Below are 21,609 nucleotides of genomic sequence, written 5' to 3'. Positions count from 1 at the left end.
TTGGTTTTTTTACTTTCTCATCGTAAACATTCACCTTCAAAATATAGACCGTGATTTCACAGAACGATCAGGATTTAGCAACACTCATCCTCGAACACAGCACCCAACTCCAAAAAGGAGAAAATGTAATGGTGCAGCTAATAGGTTTAAATGGCATCAATTTATTGAGAACTCTGGTTGAGCAGATCAGAGATAAAGAGGCGCATCCTTTTGTGCAAATTGAGGATACCGAAACGCAACGATTACTGATCGAAAAAGGTGATGAAGGATTTTGGAAAAACCAGGCTTCGGTAGACCAATTACCTTTGATGAAGCAGATGGATATTTTTATTGGAATTCGCGCTTCAGAAAATATTTACGAAAATTCTCAGGCAAGTAAAGACGCCAACAAAGCTTATTCTGAGCATTTTCTTCATCCCGTTCACTTCGAAGAACGGGTAAATAATACGAAGTGGTGCATTATGCGCTACCCCTCTCCTTCTTTTGCTATGAATGCAAAACTGCCGACGCGTGAGTTCACCAAATTCTATTACGATGCCTGCCTGGTGGATTATGGAAAACTGAAAAAGGCAATGGATCCGCTTGAAGCTCGATTACGAAAAACGGATGTCATTCATTTAAAGGGCGAAGGAACAGATATCAGCTTTTCAGTCAAAGGCCAAAATTGGGTGCCTTGCTTTGGATCACATAATATCCCGGATGGAGAAATTTTTACTTCACCAATCCGCGATTCTGTAAATGGCTACATCACTTATGCCCCATCTGTGTATCAGGGTAAGCCTTTTGAGTTTGTGAAGCTGGTTGTAGAAAACGGAGTGGTTGTAGACTTTGAATCCTCCAATAATGAAGCTTTAAAAGACATTCTTGATACTGATGAAGGAGCACGCCGATTTGGCGAATTCAGCTTTGGCACAAACCCTGTGATTGAAAGTCCTATGTACGACATCCTGTTTGATGAAAAGATTTATGGCTCAAATCACCTCACACTAGGCAAAGACTATGAAATTGCTCCAAATGGGAATTCCAGTAATATTCACTGGGATTTAGTGTGCATCGGTGCTGATGTATATTTAGATGGAGAACTGGTTCGCAAAGGTCGTGAATTTGTTGTGGATGACTTAAAAGGATTGAATCCTAATCAACTGCTTTGATGAAAAAAATCTGCTTAATAGCTATTTCTTTTCTATTTCATTTACCTCAAGTTGCTCAAGCTCAACATGAGGACTTTACGACTTTTCTAGAAAAATTTCGCCAAGATGAGGCTTTCCAGAAATCCAGGCTTGTGGATTCGGTTAGAGTAGTTTACGCCACCGGCGATTTCCTCGAACAAAAGAATGGACATTTTTTACCAGAAATGGATCGCCTTTTAGTCTCAAAGGAAAACTGGATATTTGAAGCCCTTACTTTTCAAGAAAATACTATTGAAGAAGTCGAACTGGTAGAACCAAAACTTATCCGATTTCAAATCATTGGTGTAGACAACGGAATATTCATTACATGCTGGTTTTTGTCTATCCAAAACAAGTGGCATCTTAAAGGCTATGTCGACGATTCCACCTGATACTTACTAAATAATGAAGAAAACGATTATTCTATATGGTTTAGCACTTGCTCTCTTAGTGTTTCTGCTGGAGTATTTCGAGTATCGCTTCTTTGTTCGTGACCTCTCTACTGAATTCTACATTCTAATTATAGCGGTTCTGTTTACTGGACTTGGGCTCTGGTTAGGAAAAAAACTGACAGAACCAAAAACCGAACCCGTTTCCTTTCAAAAAAATGAAAAAGCCCTGGATTACCTTGGGATCAGTGAACGAGAACTTGAAGTACTAATCCTGGTTTCTGAAGGGCTTTCCAATCAAGAAATAGCCGGAAGACTTTTCGTATCCATCAACACGGTAAAAACTCATCTTTCCAAGCTTTACGAAAAACTGGGAGTAAAGCGGCGTACCCAGGCGGTAGAGAAAGCAAAGTCCCTGAAGTTGATTGAGTGATTTCTGCACCACTTTTTCATGTCATTCTGAGCGTAAGCGAAGAATCAACACACAATCCGAACTATTCGCAGTTGTGTTGATCCTTCGGCAGTAGCCTCAGGATGACAAAGAAGTAACAGTCAGAACCATTCAACCCAGAATGACCAAAAGGTGACCATTTCGCTCATCTTTTGGGATGATTTTATCAAAATCATACTTTCGGGTGACGGATTTAGCCTTGCTAATTCTTTTCTTAGTCGGCGGTAACACATAAACAAAACCAAACAACGATGAGGAAAATAATACTTGTTTACGGATCAATTGTAGGAGCAGTAATTATAGGAAGCATGACACTTGGAATTTATGCAGCCAGAGCTGGAGCTGACTCTTTCTTTGCATCTCAAACTCTTGGTTTCTCAATTATGGCCATTGGCTTTTCCATGATTTTTGTAGCCATAAAAAAATATAGAGATGAGACGCTGGGGGGTGTGATAAAGTTTAATACTGCGTTTAAAATCGGCCTGGGGATTTCATTAATCGCAAGCATCGTATATGTAATAGTATGGGAAATAAATCTATACGTAACCGATTATTCATTTATTGAAGATTATCCAAAATCGATAATTGAGAAGTCTATACAATCTGGAGCAACAGATGAAGAAATTGAAGCTTTGACAGAGCAAATGACGAATAGTATGGAAAATTATAAAAACCCTGTATTTCGTCTTCCCATCACTTTTTCTGAGATTTTTCCTGTAGGCTTAATAATCTCTCTAGTAGGAGCTTTCTTATTTAGAAATCCCAACTTCTTAGCATCAAAAGAACCTCAAACTCAATCTTAATACCATGGCCACAAAACCAACTACAGTAGACGAATACATCGATCAATTAGAAGGAGACCGTAAAGATGCGGTAACCAAACTACGCCAGGTAGTACTCGACAATCTCCCGGAAGGCTTTGAAGAATGTATCAATTATGGAATGATTGGCTATGTAGTGCCTCATAGCATTTTTCCTGATGGCTACCACTGCGACCCAAAACTTCCACTTCCTTTTTTGAATATAGCATCACAGAAAAGCCATATTGGATTCTATCATATGGGGGTGTATGCTGATGAAAATCTGTTGAAATGGTTTCAGGAAGAGTATAAAAACCTCGTTCCTACTAAACTAGATATGGGCAAGAGCTGTATTCGTTTTAAGAATACAAAGCATATTCCTTATGATTTAATGGGCGAATTAGTTTCCAAAATATCTGTTGAAGACTGGATCTCAATCTATCAAACTTCTATAAAACGGTAAGCTGGAGAATCCATGCTGTACGAGCGTATTCAGTCTCCGCCTTCCCTTTCCAAATTCATTGACTGTTTTTGGGTAATTGAAAGTGATGATACTACTGTACATCAGCAGAAGATTATTCCTGATGGATTTCCCGAAATCATTTTTCATTATGGAGATCCTTACAGAATCAATATTTCAGGAGAATGGAGCGCTCAATCCAATCAGTTACTGGCCGGCCAGATACGAAACCATTTCCTTTTGGAAAACACCGGCCGCTCCGGGATGATCGGAATCAAATTCAGGCCCCAGGGAATTACTACCCTTTTTGGTACAAATATGGAGCCCTTAACCGATGATGTGGTAGAGCTGGAGACAACCCTGCCTGGTCAGTTTGACCCCGTTTCAAGCATGCTCCTGGGAAAGGATCATTTCTCTAAAAAAATAACAGCACTAAGCTCATTCCTAGAAGACTCTGTCAATTCGAAAGAAACATCCGATCAGCTAATCGATAAGGTTCTTCAACTCATTTTTACAAGAAACGGAGTACTTTCTGTTTCTGAGATTGTTGATCAATTAGATGTGAGCGAGCGTAAATTAGAGCGATCATTCAAGAAATTTATTGGGCTGTCTCCCAAGTTTTATTGCCGAATCATTCGTTTTAACTACATCTTTAAACTGATCAAAGAACAAAAGCTGTCCTGGAGCGAATTGGCTTATCTAAGCGGGTATTATGATCAGTCTCACTTCATAAAAAACTTCCAGGAATTTACAGGTGAGGATCCTTCCAAATATTTCTTTGAAGAAGAAACTATGGCCAACTTCTTCTTAAACCGCCCTGTGGAAAAGTGATGTCGGTTTTTTCCAATACATATCAAACCCGGAGATTTAGCTTTTGGGCTATTCAAAAACCCAAAACTACTGATATGAAAACCACATTCTATTTAATCATCACTTTTCTATTTCTTTCCACACAACAGGTTAACTCTCAAACTCTAAACGATCTGGAATGGATGAGCGGTTATTGGACAGCTTCTGATAATGGCATGACCATGGAAGAAGTTTGGACTTCTCCTTCAGCAGGTATGATGCTGGGCTTGCACCGCGATACTTTTGCTAATGGCAGAGGTTCTTTCGAGTACCTTAGAATTGTACAAATCAACAACGAAATTCATTATGTAGCTAGTCTCGGAGGAGGACCTTCTACTTCTTTTAAGCTTAAAGAGGTTTCTGCAAATAAAGCTGTTTTTGAAAACCTAGAGCACGACTTTCCTCAACGCATTATTTACTCACTTGAAGAAAATTCCCTCACAGCTCGAATCGAAGATGAATCAGGTGAAAAAGGAATGCAATGGACTTGGAATAAGACAACTTTTAATCAAAACGAATAACATTATGATCCCTGAATTAGGTACCCACTCCACATCGCTTGCGGTAAAAGATATTGCTAGCTCAAAAGCATTTTATGAGAAACTAGGATTTGAAGCTCTAACCGAATATGGTTCAGTAGAGGAAAAATGGTTAATTATGAAGAGACAAGATGTTAAGATTGGCCTATTCCAGGATATGTTCGAAGAAAACATTATCACCTTCAATCCAACCAATGCGAGGGGTATCTATAAAGAGTTAAAAGCCGACGACTCCATTAATTTTATTATGGAGTCGGAATCGGTTAAAGATGAAAAAGGTCCTTGTCATTTTTGCATCACCGATCCAGACGGTAATCAAATCCTCATTGATCAACATAACGAGTGAGTAAGAAAATGAATACTGGAACTAATCCGATATCCTTTTTTGAGATTGGCTGTAGTAACCAAAGTGAAACTTCTGCTTTTTATGAAGCTTGTTTTGACTGGAATATTGCAAAAGCAGACAATATGGATAGCATTGATACCAAGAATGAGGATAGTATTAATGGATTCATCACCTCATTAGTTACCGAAATTGACCACTATGTGTTGTTCTACATCCAGGTTGATGATATTGAAAAAGCTCTTGAACGCATTGAAAATGCTGGGGGAACGACTAAAGTCCCACCTATTGCGCTACCCAATGGGCAACGCTTTGCCTGGTTTAACGACATTGCCGGCAACACACTAGGAATAATCACTAAACCAACACCACAATGAAACGAAGAGTAACCGGAATCGGAGGAGTCTTCCTGAAAGCAGATGACCCAAAGGCCACAAATGAATGGTATTTAAAACACCTTGGAATAAAAACAGGACAATGGGGAGGAACCTTTGAATGGCGCCACGGAGGTGATGAATCAAAAAAGGGGTTCACTGCCTGGAGTATTTTTAAAAGCGATACTACTTATACCAATCCAAGCACAAAAGATGCAATGATCAATTACCGCGTTGAAAACCTTGAAGAGCTTCTGGCTACTCTTAGAGAAGAAGGCGTAGAAGTAGTTGGAGAAATGGAGTCCTTCGAATACGGAAAATTTGGATGGATCATGGATCCGAATGGATACAAGATAGAACTCTGGGAACCCAATGATGAAGAGTATGAAAAGATGGGAACTGATGATGCGTTGAATCTTATGGGGTAGTCTTATAAACTAACTTTCACCTTCTTTATATAGTTAGGATTCTTATACTTGGCGATCAATAATTTAGCCATGTCGAATCCTGCAGACACCCAAAAAATCCAGGTAAAAAATATCGCGTTTACCGCTTCGGTAATCATCGCTGTGGCTTGGGCGCTTATATTCCCCACTCATTTTACAAGTTGGGGAGATTTCAAATTAAGCGCTCTTATTATTCCCCTATTGATGGCAATCATGTTTGGTATGGGTACTACCATGAGTATCAAAGATTTTGCAGGAGTAATTAAAATGCCTCGGGCTATTTTGGTTGGTTTACTTTGTCAATTCTCAATAATGCCTGTTATTGGCTTCTTTTTAGTACTGGTAGCCGACCTTCCAGCTGAAATAGCTGCAGGAGTAATATTAGTAGGTTCATCACCTAGTGGACTTGCTTCAAATGTAATGAGCTTTATTTCCAAGTCTAACCTGGCCCTTTCCATTACTCTTACCGCCTGTGCCACGGTTATAGCTCCTTTTTCCACGCCTTTGCTCATGAAATTGTTAGCCAGTAGCTATGTTCCCATTGATGCATTAGCCATGCTTTGGAGCATTACTAAAATTGTACTCTTACCCATCATAGGAGGCTTAATCTTCAATCATTTCTTATATGAGCGTTTTAAAATCTTCGAAAAGATTATGCCCATTTTTTCAATGGCGGGCATCACGTTCATCATTGCAATTATCACAGCGTCAGGACGAGATTCGATACTCTCTATTGGGTTCCTATTAATTGGTATTGTTCTTCTTCATAACTCAATTGGTTATGTATTGGGGTATGGATTAAGTACACTACTTGGAATGGATAAAAAATCAGCCAGAACCATTGCATTTGAAGTTGGTCTCCAAAACTCGGGACTGGCTTCAGGAATCGCAGTTGAAATGGGGAAGATCGCAACAATGGGATTGGCTCCTGCCTTATTCAGCATTATCCAAAATATTACTGGTTCCATTCTTGCAGCCTTCTGGAGAAAGGAAAAGTAATTGTTAAGCCTGGCGGATATTTGTTAAGAACTTGTAAAATCGTTCAAAAAAGCGATTTTGTTTGTCACTTTTTTTGGATTCCTCTCGTCATACAGTCGGTCATCAGAAATCACAAGAGGATCATTATCATGGAATTTTCAAAATACATCATCACCATCGTTCTTGCTATAACTCTATTTGGAATACTCGGAGGATTTGAATCCGGAATCTCTATGGCAGAAATGACCATTAGAGCTGTACTTACCGGACTTATTTTTGCGGCCTTGTTAGTGTTAAAAGAGGCAAAGACAGCACTCTTTAACAAGATTAGTTAGTTAGAAAACCTATCGTAAATTAATGGTTTCGTTCCTGACCGAGCGAAACCTTTTTTATTTCCATTCGTGCTTAGAGTGTTGCAACAAATTTTCTAGTCATGAAAAACTCTAAAGCTATCTTCCTTGTTGGCGCTGCTATTCTATTTCTATGGATCATTGGTGGATTTAATCCATGGATAAGCTGGGAACAACGCCTGTTTAAAATTGTCATAGTGGGTATCCTTACCTGGGTGGCATGGATTCTAAAAAACTCAAAAAAGAAAGGCAGGCGAACTACCGGGTTAATCGTGGTATTACTTCTTGCAACGGGAGCTGCTTTTGCAGAGCCTTATGCTTCACACCTTTTATTTGATCACCATCATCACACCTTCGATTTTGTAAAAGGGAAGAACCATTACCATTTCTCCAGCTGCAATAGATAAATAAATCGAAGAAAGATTTTATAATCTCGAAATAAACCTTTTCATTAGTGCTCAAATTAAATGATGCACTTTATGAAATCTTTCTATCTCTTCTGTATTCTTTTTCTTCTTCTATCTATTCCAGTTGATGCACAAAAAGCTGTGACAACTGGTCCGGAAAACGGTTCTCTGGTTATAGTTGGTGGAGGGCGTATGCCGGATAGTGTTATAGAAAAATTTATGGAATTAGCAGGTGGACTGGATGCTCCCATCGTAGTAATCCCAACTGCATCAGGTTCAGATAACATCACTCAAAACTCGGGAGGAGCACAGGCCTTAAGAAATTTTGGAGCAACTAATGTTATCGTATTACATACTCGTGACCCGAAAGAAGCTGATACAGACGCTTTCATTGAGCCTCTTAAAACAGCGGCAGGTGTATTTTTTGGAGGTGGCCGCCAATGGAGGCTTGTTGATGCCTACGCTGGTACTAAAACGGAAGCAGCTTTTTGGGAAGTTCTTGAACGAGGTGGAGTAATCGGAGGGTCTTCTGCAGGTGCTACTATTCAGGGCTCTTATTTAGCAAGAGGAGATACCAGAACCAACCAGATTATGATGGGAGATCATGAAGAAGGATTTGGCTTTGTAAAGAATATCGCTATTGACCAACATGTAATTGCCCGAAACCGTCATTTCGATATGTTTGATATTCTTAAAAACCGCCCTGAGTTATTGGGAATTAGTGTAGATGAAGGAACAGCTGCAGTAGTTCAGGGTAACCAATTCGAAGTAATTGGTGATAGCTACGTCATCATTTTTGATGGGACTTTCTGGTCAAGAGAAGGAAGCTCTCAGAAGACTCTTCCTCCTAGCAGTGAGCTTTTCTACTTCCTCCGATCAGGTGATAAATATGACATGGAAAACCGCACTGTAATTGATGACTGATATCACTTTACGCCCGGCTACTCTTGAAGACATTCCCATATTGCAACATTGGGATGAACAACCTCATGTAATTGCTGCTTCCGGAGAGGATGATGAATGGGAGTGGGAAGAAGAAATAGCCAAAGATTCTCCCTATGTAGAATTATTCATAGCCATGTTGGGAGATCACCCTATTGGAATGGTTCAAATCATTGATCCTGCAAATGAAGAAACTCATTACTGGGGAGAAGTAGAGCAGGACCTTCGTGCTATAGATATCTGGATAGGCGAAGCCGATGATTTGGGAAAAGGTTATGGCGCTCAAATGATGAACCTTGCATTCGATCATTGCTTCTCTAACCCTAAGGTAACCGCAATTATCATCGATCCTTTAATTACCAATACAGATGCAATAAGGTTCTATAAACGCCTTGGCTTCAAGTTTGTGGAATACCGCACTTTTGGTGAGGATGAGTGTATGGTGATGAGGTTGGAAAGAAAAAACTAGATTTAACCTGATCTCAAATACTGAAAAACTTCCTCTACACAAATGTCTAAGTGTTTCTTTATTTCATGTTCCCAAAAACGAAGAACATGATAATCCATTTCTTTTAGTTGTCTATTGTTTTCCCTATCTCTCTGCATATTTCTTTCAATCTTTGGAATCCAAAATTCTCTATTTGACTTGATTGACTTTTTCTTTTCTTCCCAATTATATCCATGCCAGAACTCGCCATCGATAAAAATTGCAATTTTTTTGGATTTGTTAGAGATATCTGGTCTCCCAGGTAAGCCTTTGAAATCAATACGATACCTAAACCCAAGCTCATAAAGAGACTTCCGGAGAATAATTTCAGGCTTAGTGTTCTTTCGTTTTATTTTTGACATAAGCCTGCTTCTATCTTCAGTTGTATAAAACCCACTTGATTCTTCAAATCTAGGAACTTTAATAGGTTCTTCTTGATACTTAATTGACATTTCCTGTATTGAGCTTTACATATTTAATACATATTATAACCACGTTATTAAACATTACACATGGTTATGAAAGATTACTATACTATTTCGGAAGTTGCAGACTTGCTTGGTAAAAGCAAAGAAACTCTTAGAAGATGGGATAATAATGGAAAATTAGTTGCTGTAAGAGAGCCAATGAGCAACTATAGAGTCTACAAAAAAGAACAGTTAAAAATATTTGATGAACTAGACTTCCTATTTAATAACCATGAAAATGGGAATAAAAAAGAACCTGATAATCAATACTCAGTTTTAGAGTTATTTGCTGGAGCAGGCGGTTTAGCTTTGGGTTTAGAAAAAGCTGGACTGAATTGTGCTGCACTAAATGAAGTTGATCATTGGGCAGCAGAGACATTACGAATCAATAGACCAAACTGGCATGTAATTGAAGACGATATTAAAAATGTATCTTTCAAGTCTTACAGAGGAAAAGTTGATGTTGTAACTGGTGGATTTCCTTGTCAGGCATTCAGTTATGCTGGAAAAAAATTAGGGTTCGAGGACGCTAGAGGCACCTTATTCTATGAGTTTGCTAGAGTTGTTGACGAAACGCAACCAATTCTTTGTGTTGCAGAAAATGTCCGCGGCCTTTTGAATCACGATGGAGGAAATACATTAGAAGGAATGAAATCTGTACTTGATGAGATTGGGTATAAGCCATTAAATCCTAGAATATTAAAAGCCATATTTTATAACGTTCCTCAGAAAAGAGAACGGTTAATATTGGTAGGTATTAGAAAAGACATTGAAATAGATTTTAATTACCCAAAACCCTATAAAAAAATATATACACTAAGAGATGCATTAAAAAAGGGAGAACTTTTTGATACTGATGTCCCAAGTTCAGAAGGCTCTTCATACCCTCAAAGGAAAAAAGAAATATTAGATCTTGTCCCTCCCGGGGGATATTGGCGAGACCTTCCAATTGATTTACAGAAGGAATACATGCAAAAGAGCTTTTATCTTGGAGGAGGGAAAACAGGAATGGCAAGAAGAATTAGCTGGAGCGAACCAAGTTTGACTCTTACTTGTAGCCCTGCTCAAAAACAAACAGAACGCTGTCATCCTGAAGAAACCCGCCCTTTTACTGTTAGAGAATATGCAAGGATCCAAACATTTCCTGACAACTGGAAATTTGCTGGATCAGTAACAAATCAGTATAAGCAGATTGGGAATGCTGTCCCTGTAAATCTAGGAAGGGAACTTGGGTATTCAATCATTGAGTTTCTTAATAGAACATACGAAACGTATCGTTTTAGCGAACAGGTTTTTAACTCTAGACAAGCAACTCTTTCACTTTAAATTAGGTTTGCTGCTCGAATTTCGGATACAAGCTTATGATAGGCGCTTTGAAATGAATCACTGAAAGGCATACTGTCAATTAAATCATCAATTGATGAAATAAGCTCACCATAAAAAGATGGATATCCTGTAATTCTTTCCCAAAACTCCTGTCCAATAATGACTGGGTATCTTTCATCTATACGCAAATAATGAGCACTTAATTGATCTTTGTCACCGTACATTATTCCAACAACAAGATCATTATTGCTAAAATCTTTCGAACTATTTGCTCTAGCCAAATTTGCGACCTTATCAAATTCGCTCAGCATTGGATCAACATCTTTGGAATTGATAGTATTTGGTCCAGATTTTAACTGACAATATTTATCTCTACCATCTAGCTTATCCTGATATTCTATGTCCATCCCTGGGATTAGTGATCCTTTAACAAGCCCTAAATCAACAAGCATTTTTTGAAATTTACTTCCAAATGAGCCAGTTATTGAAGTACCCAAAGCCCTTGGGTAAAAAAGAGCTTTAGCAATTCCCTCTTCAGTAATCCCACTCTCTATAAGTTGCGAAAGGTACTTAACCAGTATTGGATTGATCTGATAACTAGATAATTTTGCGTGTTTATTAATCAAATTCTCTTGATGCACTTGAGCAATATTTTCATCAAAATATTGAACTATCTCATCAATTAACTTTTGCTTATCCATACCCTAACTTAAGACATTAGAATATTAATACCTTAAATTATTCCTCCACCCACTCTTCTACATCACTTACAACTTCAGCAAAAGCGATCTCTTCTCCGGATTTGTTTAGAGCTGCTTCATACTTGATAGGAGCATCAGAGTCTTTCATAATCAGCTGAGTAGCAAGGGTATTGGTGATATGCTGTTGAATTACTCTTTTCAAAGGACGTGCTCCATATACCGGATCATATCCCCGGGTAGCTAGCCAATCCTTCACTGAGTCTGGGATTGTGAGTTTGACCTTATTCTTCTCCAGTAACTGATGAACTCGTTTCAACTGGATATCTACAATCTGACGAATATGTTCCTTTCCTAATGGATGGAATACAATAATGTCATCTACCCTGTTCAGGAATTCCGGTCGAATGGTCAACTTTAACTGGTCAATTAATTGCTGCTGAAGCTTCTCGTATTGTTCGTCACTAAGCTCACCTTTGCTCTTCTCCATTTCATTCACAATTAAATGAGAGCCGATGTTGGAAGTCATAATGATGATGGTATTCTTGAAATCGACAGTTACCCCTTTGTTATCGGTCAGCCTTCCTTCATCCAAAACCTGAAGCAGGATATTAAATACATCAGGATGTGCTTTTTCGATTTCGTCTAACAAAATCACTGAGTAAGGATGTCTGCGAGCCGCTTCGGTAAGCTGCCCGCCTTCATCATAGCCCACATATCCCGGAGGAGGTCCAATTAATCGGCTTACACTATGTTTTTCCATGTACTCGCTCATATCAATTCGAATCATTGCATTTGCATCATTGAATAAAAACTCAGCAAGTGATCGCGCCAATTCGGTTTTTCCTACCCCTGTTGAACCAAGGAAAAAGAAAGAGCCAATAGGCCGGCCTTCGTCTTGTAATCCTGCCCTTGATCGACGAACTGCATTAGCTACCGCTTCAATTCCTTTATCCTGACCAATTACTCTTTTGTGAAGCTCTTCCTCAAGTAGCAATAACTTCTGGCGTTCGCTTTCAAGCATACGCTTCACTGGGATACCTGTCCAACGAGCTACAATATCAGCAATATCTTCCCCGTCCACTTCTTCTTTGAGCAATGCTTTTCGCTCCTGCATTTCATCCAACTGAACCTTTGCTGCTTCCAGATCTTTTTCTAATCGGGTGATGGTACCATAACGAAGTTCTGCTACTTTTTCATAGTCCCCCGAACGCTCCGCTTTATCAGCTTCATTTCTTGTGGTTTCTATGGCTTGTTTAAGTTCACGCGCTTTTTGAATGAGATCACGTTCCTGCTCCCATTGCACACGCATACTGTTGCGCTCTTCTTCAAGATTAGCCAGTTCTTTCTCAATCCCTTTAATCTTGGATTGATCTTTTTCTCGCTTAAGTGCCTCTCTTTCAATTTCTAATTGGCGGATTTGGCGTTCAATGCCGTCTAACTCCTCTGGAAGAGAATCTATTTGCAATCGTAACCTCGAAGCCGCCTCATCAATTAGGTCGATGGCTTTATCTGGAAGGAAGCGATCTGAGATATAACGGTGAGAAAGCTCGGCAGCAGCTATAATGGCTGCATCGGTAATTCTTACCCCATGGTGTACCTCATATCGTTCTTGTAATCCACGAAGGATAGATACCGTATCCTCAACCGAAGGCTCACCAACTAATACCGTCTGTAATCTTCGCTCAAGTGCTTTGTCTTTTTCGATGTATTTCCGGTATTCATCAAGGGTTGTGGCACCAATTGCATGCATCTCTCCTCTTGCAAGTGCTGGCTTCAAAATATTGGCTGCATCCATGGAACCTTCTGCTGAACCTGCTCCAACCAGTGTATGGATTTCATCAATAAAGAGAATTAATTCTCCGTCAGATTCTGTTACCTCTTTCACTACTGCCTTTAATCGTTCTTCAAACTCACCTCTGAATTTAGTCCCGGCAACCAAAGCTCCCATATCTAGAGCCACAATGCGTTTTGACTTAAGCCCTTCGGGAACATCTCCTCTTACAATCCGAAGTGCCATACCTTCGGCAATAGCAGTTTTACCCACTCCTGGCTCACCAATAAGTACAGGATTGTTCTTGGTGCGGCGGGTAAGGATTTGCATTACCCTTCGAATTTCCTGATCCCGACCAATTACGGGGTCCAGTTTATTTTTCTCCGCTAATTCGTTTAAATCCCTGGCATATCTTTTAAGCGCTCCATAGCGGCTTTCCGCATTGGGGTCGTCCACTGTTTGGCCTCCTCGAACATCATTGAGCACCTTAAGAATATTATCTTTAGTAACACCTTGGTCATTTAAGACATCGGCGATCTCTCCTTTGGTCTGGACCAAACCTAATAACACATGTTCAGAACTGATATACTCATCGCCTAGTGCCGTCGACTCTTTTTGTGCTAAATCAAATGCTTCTTTGGCTAATGGAGAAAGATATTGACCAGATACAGAAGCACCCTGTACTTTTGGAAGCTTTTGAAGGGAAGCATCTGTACTTACTTCTACTACTTTTAAGCTGGCTCCTAGCTTGTTAATCAATGTGATTACGATATTATCTGCATCTATCAGAAATGCTTTTAAAACGTGAGCTGGTTCCAATGCCTGGTTGTTTGAAGACTGGGCTAGTTCCAACGCCTTTTGGATGGTCTCCTGAGCTTTGAGAGTGAATTTATTTAAATTCATAGTGTTCGATCTTTACTTCTTTTTTCCACTATTAATGTCTAAAATCATGCCCGGATTGAGCTTCTGACGGAATTGCAGGATTACTACTCATTCTTAGCTGGTACTTAGATTTTCTTCAAACCTTTTCTAAAAATCTTCTTCATCAATGAAAACTTCTTTCTTAATGATTTGCTTCCTGGTACCCACAATAGGTTTATCCCAAGAAAGTGTAGGCTTCCAAAATAAAGCAGACTTTCAAAAACTTATTTATTACCGATTACCTGAATGGGGATACAAAAACTTCTATCTTTCCACGGGGCATTTGAGGTATGATTGGAGAAATACAAATACAACTAATGAGATTCCTGATCCCTTTTCCTCTGGATCTGATAGTGAATTCGCAAATAGTGTTTCTAATTTTAATATTAATCTTACTCCCCATTTAACTCTTTTTAGAGAAAGCGAACAACGAGTTTACCAATTAAACACCTCTTTTTCTGTATTCACACAAGTAACAAACACTGAGGATAAACAAGATTTCTTCTTCGGTGAAGATCATGAGAAAATAAAACTCAGAAATTTAGGTATTCAACCATCAGTATATTTTGACCTAAAGGAGTATATAGGTGAGAATTTTTTTATTTCTACTTCCTTAAATACAGACTTTCGGATCATAAGAAGTAAAAGAGATGAACAACAGGATTCTTTTGAAGAAAAGGATGTAACTATAAACCGAAGAATTAATGCATATCCTTCTTTTGGAATAGGTTTTGGCAGAGTACGAAATATTTCTCCGATACTACGCTCACTTAGATTAAACGAGCGTTATAAAGACCTGGGCAATAACTCTTTTTCAAGCGATGAAATAATAGAAGTTGCTGAATTATTCACCAAATACAATGGCTACCTACAACGATATGACCGCCCTTTAAAATATTTCTGGCAAGACATTAATGAAGCTTCAAATAATAAGCTCGACCAGCTTAATGCTTATGAATTATTCTTTTTAAACGATGTTTTTAATGAAAATCTAGGGCAGCGTTTCGAAGGAGCTGAAATAGAACTAGCAGGGTTTTATAGATATGAAAACCTGTTGAGAAGAACCGAGGATGAAAATAGAGTTCTCCAATTAAGAGATATAATAGTTGATAGAGAAGCCGGCTTTCGAGTTAATGCAAGGGCGTACAAAAATTTGAGTCTGGAGCATCAAATTAGTGCAGTTATAACAACATTTATTTCACTTCCACTCGAAAGAACCGACCCGGTTAATTGGAATTTTAATGGAACTAGTTCGATTGGTTGGCTTTGGAATATAGCCGATCAAATGATCATTAATACATTTAACAATACGTATTATCAAACTTCAGATATAAAAGATGATCCAGAATTAGAGGAAACTTACTTCGCAAATACTACTCAGAGTAGCCTTTCTTTTTTTATCGAGAACAGAGTCTCTATTTCGGCTGGAATATCATTTAATTACAACAGAAGATTTGTAATAACACGATCTCCTGATTTGCTGGAATCAACTACTCAAAACCATTTTTTTGGGTTCAACGTATCAGTTCGATATTATTTTGATAGAAACTTGTACTAGTTTTAGAAAGCTATAAATTGTAAAGATGGCTCCAACACTTTCTGAACTCCCGGAACTTTTTTACTCCTCTGAAACAGGTAAACCCATTGAGCATTGCCTGGTTTGCGAGAAATACCTGTTGGATAATGAGGAATATATTATCGAGAAAGCGTTTACAAATTATCCTGGATTAAATACAAGAGATCTGGTGTGGGAATTTGCTATCTGTATGGAATGCATGCAGACTCAAATGAAAGAATACTCCGAAGAATCAGAACAAAAAATGATGGATTATTTTCAATCGAACCTGGATTTTTCTGCTCATGAAGAATTAAAAAAGAACCAGGAATTTGATGTTGATAAGTGGCTTTCCCGGTGTGTAATTAAAGGTACTTCCATTGAAGAATGTGCTCAATATCAGATTAGCACACAATGCGTTGGTACTATGATGGTATTTGATCGTACTCCAATGATGATCTCAGGAAAAGCTATGGACGACATCATCCAATTAATGAGTAATGAAACGCTCGGGTTCTTCAATGATTTCCGAGATAAACACTTTCCTCCTCCTGAAGATTTGAGCCCCTTGTTCCGGGACAAAGATTTTGTTCTGATTTGATTTCTAGCTCCTTCTACTGGTCATCCCGGACTTGATCCGGGATCTGAAAAGGTAAAATCGTTGATCATGAGATATTTATTATTAGAGTAACCCCTTACAGATCCAGCATCGGGATGCGGGATGACGATAAAAAGTGGAGATTTAGCCTAGGACGAATATAGAAAATCAAAAAAGCCCAGATCATATCATGACCTGGGCCTTGGCTTTTTCGGGGTACAATAAAATCTTTGATTACTTAGAGTCTAAATGCGATAAATTGTTTCTGATTGTTGCGTTCAACAGTAAGTAAAACTGCTTCATCACCTTTGTTAACGCTTTTCTCAATCTCTTTGTAGAACTGCTCAGCGGTACTAACCTTTTTTCTCTTTACTGCTGAGATTACATCTCCTCTTTCCAGTCCTCGTTCAAACGCATTACTAGATTCTCTGATCTCTGTAACAACAACTCCTTCCTTATCATTCGATAAATTTAGTTGTCTTCTTATCTCAGGAGAAATCCCTGATACTTTGAAACCCAGTTTTTCATCAATGTCCTCGCTACCTGACGTATTAGAAGTTGTCTCTTCTCCTGGTCGCGTGCCTAAAGTTACAGTAATTTTCTTCTCGCTTCCATCTCTAATTACAGTAAGATCAACTTTTTTACCAGGTTTAAAACTTGCGATCAAGGTTCGGAATGCATTTGCATCTCCTGAGTTCAATAAATCACCATTTACAGCAATTATGATGTCTTCTTCCTGAAGTCCAGCAATGTCTGCAGGAGTATCCTCCTCAACACTAGCTACGAGGATACCTCTTACATTTTCAAGCCCAAGAGCCTCTGCCATAACCTGGTCAACGTCAGCAGGTAAAATTCCCAGATAGCCTCGGGAAACCGATCCATCATCAATAAGATCGTCCATAATTCTTTTGGCAAGGTTTACCGGAATTGCGAATCCAATTCCATCATTTCCACCTGACCTTGAAGCAATAGCCGTATTAATTCCTACCAGTTCCCCATTCATATCGATAAGGGCACCCCCTGAATTACCAGGATTTATCGCAGCATCGGTTTGAATATAGTCTCCATATACCGTGAGATTATTTAATGATCTACCTCTCGCGCTTACAATTCCAAACGATACGGTATGCGCCAAATCCTCGCTCAATGGACTCCCAATTGCAAGAACGAAAGAACCTACTCTTGCATCATCACTATCTCCCAATGTTACTACCGGAAGATTATCAACATCTATTCTTAGTACAGCAATGTCTGTTGCAGGATCTGCTCCGATCAGTTCTGCTGAAACCTCGTCACCGTTAAAAAGCTGAATTTTGATTTCATCGGTATCAGCAATTACATGATTGTTGGTCAGTATATAGCCTTCCTCAGAAACAATAACTCCTGAACCTAATCCTCTTCGAACGTATTCCCGTGTTTGCCCATCCTGACTGTTTGGGTTTCTAAAAAACATGGAAAATGGATCGCTATAGCGTACTTGTTGGGTTTTCTCTGTAGTGATAGTTACTACTGCAGGATTCGTTTTTTCTGCTATGTCAACAATAGCTTCGTTCAAATCCATAAGGGTTGCAACTGGCCTGTTCTCTGATTTGGTTACTTCGGTATCGTAATCAGGTAGACTAACCCGATTGTTACCTGTAAATGCATTCAACCCTAATAAAACAATTATAGCTGCTGCTACTCCGAAAATATTTCTTACACCTGTGTTCATAATGTCAACTTTGATGATAGTTCTAATTTTGAGCTACAACGCCTTCCCGGTTAAAAATTGTACCGCTTTACAATTTGTAACCATAAAAATAACCGAAGCCTTTCCACGGGCTTCGGTTTTTTTAACCTAAAATCGGATTGTTATCCAATCTCGATTTGCTTCTTCGCTTCTTCTTCGCTCTTGTTAATAGTAATTGAAAGAATTCCTGCGTCATATTTTGCAGAAATACTACTCTCATCAATAGAATCGGGGAGGTAGAAAGAACGACTAAACTTTCCGTATTGTGTTTCTACTCTATGGAAGTTTTTACCTTCATCTTTATTCTCAAATTTGCGCTCTCCACTGATTGTTAGCTTGCCTTTTTCAAGGTCTACGGAGATGTCTTCTTTTTTGAGTCCAGGTAATACAACTGAAACCTCGAAAAGAGTTTCCGTTTCGGAAACATCTACGCTAGGCATAAAATTATCTCTTCTGTAATTAGAAGTTTTTTGATTGAAGAACTCATCAACGATATCGTTGAAGTTTCTTGAAAATAAATCTGAAGTTGGTCTGGTATATTTAATAAGTGCCATAATTAACCTCTTTTGAATGTTTAATTTTAAGTTCGAATTCGCAGAGAATTTTGCAATGGATATGCCAATGGCTCTTAAACAGGTTCGTATGACACGACGGCAAAACTGAAATGAAGAAATTTCAGTACTATTTTTTGGTGGTAGAAATGTTGACAGCGAGGCTTTGCCTCATCGTCAGGGGCTGGAAATTATGACAGATAAATGCTTAGGAATTACAAATAACTCTGCTTCCACTCTTTGGCAACCAGAAATGCCATCTCCAAAGATTGCTCGTAATTCAACCTTGGGTCACAGAAGGTTTCATAGTTATTATCAAGCTCGGCTTCATCTAATCCTTTAGCGCCGCCTACACATTCAGTTACATTATCACCAGTAAGTTCAAGATGAACACTACCTAAATAACTACCTTCTGATCTGTGAATAGCAAAGGCTGACTTTATCTCATCAAGGATATGATCAAAATTTCGGGTTTTGTAGTTATTGGAAGATGAAAAAGTATTTCCATGCATTGGGTCTGAACTCCATACCACAGGGAATCCCTCTCTGCGAACTGCCTGGATAAGCTTAGGTAATTCTTCCTCAATTAATGATTTTCCAAACCGGGTGATTAGAACAATCTTACCAGCCTCATGAGTTGGATTAAGCGTCTCGATCAACTTAAGGGTGTCATCAATGGTATAAGGAGGACCTACTTTTATTCCAATCGGATTAGATATTCCTTTTAAATACTCTACATGAGCACCATCTAAATCTCTGGTTCGATTACCCAGCCATACTAAATGTGAGCTCAAATTATAAAAGTCAGTCTTACGAGGCACTTTACGAGTCTGAGCAGAGTCATAATATAAATTCAGTGCTTCATGAGAAGTGTAGATATCTACTTTCTGGAACGAAGAGAAGCGATCCGGTGCAATTGCGTCAACAAACTTCACTGCCTTGGTGATCGACTCCACCATCGCCTCATATTCTTTGTAGTACTCATTATTCTTCATGAAATCCAGTTCCCACTGTTCAGGATGGTGAAGATCAGCAAAGCCCTCGTCAGCAAGAGCCCGTACAAAATTCAGTGTTAATGCAGCTTTATGGTATCCCTCTACTAAACGAGCTGGGTTTGGAACCCTTGCTTCTACATTGGGTTCATAACCGTTAATTAAATCTCCTCTGTAATTATGGATTGTTTTACCATTTACCTCTTCGAAGCTTTGCGAACGAGGTTTTGCGTATTGACCTGCTATTCTCCCCAGCCTTACTACAGGAACTCCCATTTCATGAATCAAAATAAAGCTGGTCTGTAGTAAAACCTTCACCGTATTTACAATCTTAGGCGAAGTAGTATGATTGAAACTTTCTGCGCAATCTCCGGCATGAAGTAAAAAAGATTTCCCCGCAGAAACTTGGGCCAGTTTATTTTTCAATGCATCAATTTCCCACGAAGTTACCAATGGTGGTAAGCTCTTAAGCGTATCAAAGTTTTCTTTTAATGAATTCCCATCCGGATATTCAGGAAGTTGTTTTATTGGCTTATCAAGCCAGCTTACGGGTGTCCAGTTTTTCTCTAACGTTTCTGCCATACTGTGAGTGATTTTGAACCTGCAAAGCTACGCTTTTTTTGGGAAAGCCATTAAAAAAAACTAAGTGCTTAAATTTCTATGAATCTTCTATATTCTTTGTCTTAATTGAGATGTAAATGTTACAAACAAAACCCAGGATACTAGTTGTTGATGATTACCCAGCTTTGGTAACCATTATTCGACACAAACTAATACAAAAGGGATACGATGTAATTACCGCTCAGAATGGTAAGGACGCCTTAGAAATCGTAGAAACCGAGTATCCTGACATTGTTATTTCGGATGTAGAAATGCCTCTGATGGATGGATATGAGCTTTGCAGTTCCATCAAAACGAATCCAAAATTGCAGAGTATCCCGGTAATCCTGGTAACATCCAGAATTGAAGCCACAAGCTTAATGAAGGGCATTGAAGCCGGCGCAGATAACTATCTCACAAAGCCCTATGATGATGACACTTTATTCTCGAAAATAAGTGAACTCTTAAGCAACCCTATCGCTGTTTCTCAAACTAAAGAAACAGTACCGGTGACTATTGAAGGGAATCAATATCACGTTAAAGCTGATTTCTCTCATCTTGTGAGCCTGCTTGTATCCACTTATAAAAACACATTGGGTCAAAACAACAGACTCGAAAAAATGCAATCGGGTTTAAATGCCGCCAACCAGGAACTTGAGCTCACTAAAAAGGAGCATGAAGATCTTCTTCAAAACATATTTCCCAAGAAAATTGCGGATAGCTTACTTGCATATGGAACAGTAGCTCCTGAAAGGTATGAAGATGCTACATTTATGTTTACTGACTTTGAGGATTTCAGCCGTATTGTACCCGATCTTTCTCCTGAAAAGCTGATTGAAAGCCTGAGCTTTTACTTCGATAAGTTTGACGACTTCATATCACAACATAATCTGATCAAGATTAAAACTATTGGCGACAGTTATATGGCAGCCGGGGGAATCCCTGAGAGAAATAATACTCACCCCATTGATACAGCACTTGCTGCTTTAAAAATGAGATTTTTTGTATCAAATCTTAGAAACTCATTACCCGATTCCATCCCCTATTTCCCTCTTCGGATTGGAATTAATACCGGACAGTCAGTGGTCGGGGTAATTGGGAAAAGAAGATTTGCATATGATGTTTGGGGAGCCGCGGTAAACCTCGCTTCCAGAATGGAGCAAAACTCTGAAAATGAGAGTATCAATATTTCTCAAGATACTTATGAAAGGATTAAAGACTTTTTTGAGTGTGAACCTAGAGGAGAGATTGAAGCAAAGAATATTGGTAAGGTACCTATGTATTTCCTAAACCGTATTAAACCTGAGCTATCAGAAGATAGCGAAGGACTTATCCCAAATAGGTTGTTTATCAGAGATTATAATTTCCTTTCCAAAGGTACTCCGGCCTAATTTTTTTGAACAAAGGAATGCAG

25 protein-coding genes are annotated in these 21,609 nt (G+C 38.9%); 19 read left to right on the top strand and 6 right to left on the bottom strand.

All coding sequences use genetic code 11. The annotated features are described in order from the left end of the window. Window positions 1-50: 50 nt before the first annotated feature. From ED557_07155 to ED557_07085, 15 genes are all read left to right on the top strand, one after another. A complete protein-coding gene (locus tag ED557_07155) occupies window positions 51-1,151 on the top strand; it encodes an aminopeptidase (GenBank protein RNC84749.1) in 1,101 nt (366 codons plus the stop codon). Continuing rightward, window positions 1,151-1,561: a hypothetical protein gene (locus ED557_07150; protein ID RNC84748.1), complete on the top strand. Its 411-nt coding sequence runs from the start codon at window positions 1,151-1,153 to the stop codon at window positions 1,559-1,561. Before ED557_07155 ends, ED557_07150 begins: the two co-directional genes overlap by 1 nt. 13 nt (window positions 1,562-1,574) lie before the next feature. Next, the gene (locus ED557_07145; GenBank protein RNC84747.1) at window positions 1,575-1,991 is read left to right on the top strand and encodes a DNA-binding response regulator; all 417 of its coding nucleotides are present in this window, start codon (window positions 1,575-1,577) and stop codon (window positions 1,989-1,991) included. A gap of 269 nt (window positions 1,992-2,260) precedes the next feature. Beyond that, window positions 2,261-2,812, top strand: a complete 552-nt coding sequence (locus ED557_07140; GenBank protein ID RNC84746.1) for a DUF4199 domain-containing protein — start codon at window positions 2,261-2,263, stop codon at window positions 2,810-2,812. Window positions 2,813-2,816: 4 nt separating this feature from the next. After that, complete coding sequence (locus ED557_07135) at window positions 2,817-3,272, top strand: DUF1801 domain-containing protein (GenBank protein RNC84745.1); 456 nt, start codon at window positions 2,817-2,819, stop codon at window positions 3,270-3,272. Window positions 3,273-3,284: 12 nt separating this feature from the next. Further along, window positions 3,285-4,100: an AraC family transcriptional regulator gene (locus ED557_07130; GenBank protein RNC84744.1), complete on the top strand. Its 816-nt coding sequence runs from the start codon at window positions 3,285-3,287 to the stop codon at window positions 4,098-4,100. Continuing rightward, complete coding sequence (locus ED557_07125) at window positions 4,100-4,639, top strand: hypothetical protein (protein ID RNC84743.1); 540 nt, start codon at window positions 4,100-4,102, stop codon at window positions 4,637-4,639. Before ED557_07130 ends, ED557_07125 begins: the two co-directional genes overlap by 1 nt. Before the next feature lie 4 nt (window positions 4,640-4,643). Further along, a complete protein-coding gene (locus ED557_07120) occupies window positions 4,644-5,003 on the top strand; it encodes a VOC family protein (protein ID RNC84742.1) in 360 nt (119 codons plus the stop codon). Window positions 5,004-5,011: 8 nt separating this feature from the next. Next, complete coding sequence (locus tag ED557_07115) at window positions 5,012-5,377, top strand: VOC family protein (GenBank protein ID RNC84741.1); 366 nt, start codon at window positions 5,012-5,014, stop codon at window positions 5,375-5,377. After that, complete coding sequence (locus tag ED557_07110) at window positions 5,374-5,802, top strand: VOC family protein (GenBank protein ID RNC84740.1); 429 nt, start codon at window positions 5,374-5,376, stop codon at window positions 5,800-5,802. Before ED557_07115 ends, ED557_07110 begins: the two co-directional genes overlap by 4 nt. A 69-nt stretch (window positions 5,803-5,871) precedes the next feature. Then, window positions 5,872-6,819 (top strand): bile acid:sodium symporter family protein, encoded by a 948-nt coding sequence (locus ED557_07105; GenBank protein RNC84739.1) that lies wholly within the window; start codon window positions 5,872-5,874, stop codon window positions 6,817-6,819. A 128-nt stretch (window positions 6,820-6,947) separates the two neighbouring features. Further along, complete coding sequence (locus ED557_07100) at window positions 6,948-7,133, top strand: hypothetical protein (GenBank protein RNC84738.1); 186 nt, start codon at window positions 6,948-6,950, stop codon at window positions 7,131-7,133. Between the two features lie 98 nt (window positions 7,134-7,231). Beyond that, window positions 7,232-7,555 carry a hypothetical protein gene (locus ED557_07095; GenBank protein ID RNC84737.1) on the top strand — a complete coding sequence of 108 codons (324 nt, stop codon included), beginning with the start codon at window positions 7,232-7,234 and terminating at the stop codon, window positions 7,553-7,555. Window positions 7,556-7,618: 63 nt separating this feature from the next. Then, entirely contained in the window at window positions 7,619-8,479 is an 861-nt protein-coding gene (locus tag ED557_07090; GenBank protein ID RNC84812.1) for a peptidase S51, read from the top strand. Further along, entirely contained in the window at window positions 8,472-8,966 is a 495-nt protein-coding gene (locus ED557_07085) for an N-acetyltransferase (protein ID RNC84736.1), read from the top strand. Before ED557_07090 ends, ED557_07085 begins: the two co-directional genes overlap by 8 nt. A 2-nt stretch (window positions 8,967-8,968) precedes the next feature. Here ED557_07085 and ED557_07080 read toward each other — a convergent pair whose 3' ends face one another. Beyond that, window positions 8,969-9,436, bottom strand: a complete 468-nt coding sequence (locus tag ED557_07080) for a very short patch repair endonuclease (protein ID RNC84735.1) — start codon at window positions 9,434-9,436, stop codon at window positions 8,969-8,971. 60 nt (window positions 9,437-9,496) lie between these two features. Between ED557_07080 and dcm the strand changes: the two genes are divergently transcribed. Further along, window positions 9,497-10,777, top strand: a complete 1,281-nt coding sequence (gene dcm / locus ED557_07075; GenBank protein ID RNC84734.1) for a DNA (cytosine-5-)-methyltransferase — start codon at window positions 9,497-9,499, stop codon at window positions 10,775-10,777. Here dcm and ED557_07070 read toward each other — a convergent pair. Next, window positions 10,774-11,478: a restriction endonuclease gene (locus ED557_07070; GenBank protein RNC84733.1), complete on the bottom strand. Its 705-nt coding sequence runs from the start codon at window positions 11,476-11,478 to the stop codon at window positions 10,774-10,776. The two genes, dcm and ED557_07070, sit on opposite strands and share 4 nt — an antisense overlap. A 37-nt stretch (window positions 11,479-11,515) precedes the next feature. After that, on the bottom strand, window positions 11,516-14,152 hold the full coding sequence (gene clpB, locus ED557_07065) for an ATP-dependent chaperone ClpB (protein RNC84732.1): 2,637 nt from the start codon (window positions 14,150-14,152) through the stop codon (window positions 11,516-11,518). Between the two features lie 145 nt (window positions 14,153-14,297). Here clpB and ED557_07060 point away from each other — a divergent pair, with 145 nt between their 5' ends. After that, window positions 14,298-15,728 (top strand): hypothetical protein, encoded by a 1,431-nt coding sequence (locus ED557_07060; protein ID RNC84731.1) that lies wholly within the window; start codon window positions 14,298-14,300, stop codon window positions 15,726-15,728. A gap of 25 nt (window positions 15,729-15,753) precedes the next feature. Continuing rightward, the gene (locus tag ED557_07055) at window positions 15,754-16,326 is read left to right on the top strand and encodes a hypothetical protein (protein RNC84730.1); all 573 of its coding nucleotides are present in this window, start codon (window positions 15,754-15,756) and stop codon (window positions 16,324-16,326) included. Between the two features lie 235 nt (window positions 16,327-16,561). Here ED557_07055 and ED557_07050 read toward each other — a convergent pair whose 3' ends face one another. The 3 genes from ED557_07050 to ED557_07040 all read right to left on the bottom strand — a co-directional run bounded on the left by ED557_07050 (window position 16,562) and on the right by ED557_07040 (window position 20,177). Next, window positions 16,562-18,034: a Do family serine endopeptidase gene (locus ED557_07050; GenBank protein RNC84729.1), complete on the bottom strand. Its 1,473-nt coding sequence runs from the start codon at window positions 18,032-18,034 to the stop codon at window positions 16,562-16,564. Window positions 18,035-18,174: 140 nt separating this feature from the next. Further along, window positions 18,175-18,606, bottom strand: coding sequence for an Hsp20/alpha crystallin family protein (locus tag ED557_07045; GenBank protein RNC84728.1), 432 nt, complete (start codon window positions 18,604-18,606; stop codon window positions 18,175-18,177). A gap of 212 nt (window positions 18,607-18,818) precedes the next feature. Continuing rightward, window positions 18,819-20,177: a 3-deoxy-7-phosphoheptulonate synthase gene (locus ED557_07040; GenBank protein ID RNC84727.1), complete on the bottom strand. Its 1,359-nt coding sequence runs from the start codon at window positions 20,175-20,177 to the stop codon at window positions 18,819-18,821. A gap of 116 nt (window positions 20,178-20,293) precedes the next feature. On the opposite strand from ED557_07040, the gene ED557_07035 reads away from it, so the two are divergent. Beyond that, on the top strand, window positions 20,294-21,586 hold the full coding sequence (locus tag ED557_07035) for an adenylate/guanylate cyclase domain-containing response regulator (protein RNC84726.1): 1,293 nt from the start codon (window positions 20,294-20,296) through the stop codon (window positions 21,584-21,586). The last annotated feature ends 23 nt before the right edge of the window (window positions 21,587-21,609 follow it).

It is taken from the genome of Balneola sp. (assembly GCA_003712055.1).
Lineage (GTDB): Bacteria > Bacteroidota > Rhodothermia > Balneolales > Balneolaceae > RHLJ01.
This window is presented reverse-complemented; position numbering and strand designations above follow the sequence as displayed.